At 45.3% G+C, this 2,014-nt stretch carries 2 protein-coding genes; both read right to left on the bottom strand.

Annotation, left to right across the window (positions count from 1 at the left end):
• The coding region (locus RMO52_RS16000) for a DUF1822 family protein (protein WP_310416064.1) at window positions 1-886 on the bottom strand (886 nt) is incomplete at its 3' end.
• Window positions 887-977: 91 nt separating this feature from the next.
• Window positions 978-1,712, bottom strand: a complete 735-nt coding sequence (locus RMO52_RS15995) for a hypothetical protein (RefSeq protein WP_309745456.1) — start codon at window positions 1,710-1,712, stop codon at window positions 978-980.
• Window positions 1,713-2,014 lie beyond the last annotated feature (302 nt).

Raw genomic sequence — 2,014 nt, 5'->3', positions numbered from 1 at the left:
GGATGAAGTTCATGGCTTCAGGATACTGAATCTCGCTCAAAAACTGACCGTTTTCAGCTTGTAAGGTAAGCTGCAAATGAGCGGGTAACATCGGTAGACCACCAGCCGCATGAATTCTGACTCTGACTTTCACGCGTCCATCTGGTTCGATACTCAAACCGATCGTCATTAGTAGGGGAATACTCGCGATCTTCGCGTGTAGCTCGATCATTTTACTGGCGGTAAAATCCCGAATACTATCGTAATTAGTATTGCTCGCTAAATTCAGGGTATTTCTGAGCGCAAATTCTTGCTGGCGCAGCGGCAACTGAGTCGATTGCTCCTCCCGATCGCCAGTGCTTCCCGGCTGGATAATTGGTTCCCAGCCAGTCCCTAAGATCCCTGCTAAAAATTCTTGAAGATTATTAATTCTCGTACTATAAATAAGATCTATTAAAGTATCGAGCGGTCGAATATCTGCACTATCGAGTGAGATAACTTCTGGGATCGATCGCTCGACGAATCCGCGCAATTCGACGCTATTTAGGTCGTCATTAAACTGGACGATTACATAGCCAATTCTGTCATCTAAAGCTAGTGGGATGGAAACTTCTGTAGCGTTGGGCAATACCGCTAGACATTCCACTTTACCAACATCAGGAATGACTAAATCGGCAACATTCATGATGCTTTGCATCCCGACTTGCCAACTGTCACCGCGATCGAGATCGATCTCCAATTGACAAGTCATGCTCAGGTATTGGCGTACCGCACAAACTGCCAACGTATTGAGATAGACGCTGCGTCCTTTGGCGATCGAGATCTGTTGGGCAGCAAACTTGGCAGCGGTCGCATGTGCGGTGCGATCGAGATCGATAGTAAAGCTAGATAAATAACGATCGTTCATGGGAAGTGTGTTTTGTTGAGAGAGTGTGTGCCTAAATCTCAAAATTTACTAGTAAACGATCGGCTATTACCATCTATCGATAAGTAATAAATTAGCTATCTATAGTTGGCTCGTATCCCAAAATTTTAGCTTGAGCTTGTAATAGTGGCAAACAGCTCCGTTTCCAGTGAGATACTAATGTTTGATAGGGAATATTGAGATCTTTGGCAATCTGGGTAAACGAGTCAGGCGGCTCGCAGACGATAATCCGGTAACTGAGCGTTTGACAATGACAATCTTCGCGATTGCGAGGATAGCAATTTTGTAATTGCCGATCCGGATCGGACTCGATCCAGGCTTCGATTTGGGTGGCAACTTCGCAGTCTGCTTGGTGCTGAAGTACGGCGATTTGTTCGTTCAAAGTATGGAACTGGAAACCAATTCCTCCAGATTCTGATAATAGATCTAAATAGGTTTCGCCGCGATCGAACACCTGCTCGTCTAAACTCATTAGCTGTTGTCCGATGGGTGTATTTTGATAAATATCCCGAATCCGCCAATATAAATAGCCATTAATCCACCTCACCAAATCGCCCGTGAGCGAATCGGTAGAAGCTTGAAATTCATCGAGATTCCGACTCATCCATTCCCAAGTTTGATTTAGTGCCAATAAATAATCTTGATGATTGACGCGCCGAATCCCTGGTAAATGCCTCACCATGCCCAGCAACCGACTCATCGCCCTAGCACGCTGGGCACTCTGTAATGGAGCCACCAAGACGGCATCTAGCTGTTGTCGCAGTTGGATCTCAACTTCACAAGGCTCTGGTAAATTTGAACTGTTCATCAATGACTACACCCGAATGCACCAGCAAGGCTATATCACTTACTCAGTGGATTTACGGATGTTTATGCAAATAACGCCAGCAAGATCGAAAAAACCCAAAATTTTGCCCAGTTAACGTCAGTTTGTTTCTCCTAGCGAAGCATCTGAGCCGACATAAATGTCGTCTAAAGGGTGAAAGAAACTTTGTTTGGGTACGCCCTAATTTCAGTCTTCAACCCAATTTACAGATCCTTGCTCTGAGCCAGTTTCAGCTAAGTTCCTTAGAAGAGACTGCGTCAACGAGTGAGGCTCGATCGCTTAGC

This window comes from Chamaesiphon sp. OTE_8_metabat_110, assembly GCF_031382685.1.
Lineage (GTDB): Bacteria > Cyanobacteriota > Cyanobacteriia > Cyanobacteriales > Chamaesiphonaceae > Chamaesiphon.
The sequence above is the reverse complement of the archived record's forward strand: the minus strand, read 5'-3'. Positions and strand labels throughout refer to the sequence as shown.

Coding starts and splice junctions, on each gene's coding strand:
- RMO52_RS15995 (WP_309745456.1), bottom strand. CDS start 1,712: ATGAACAGTTCAAATTTACCAGAGCCTTGTGAAGTTGAGATCCAACTG.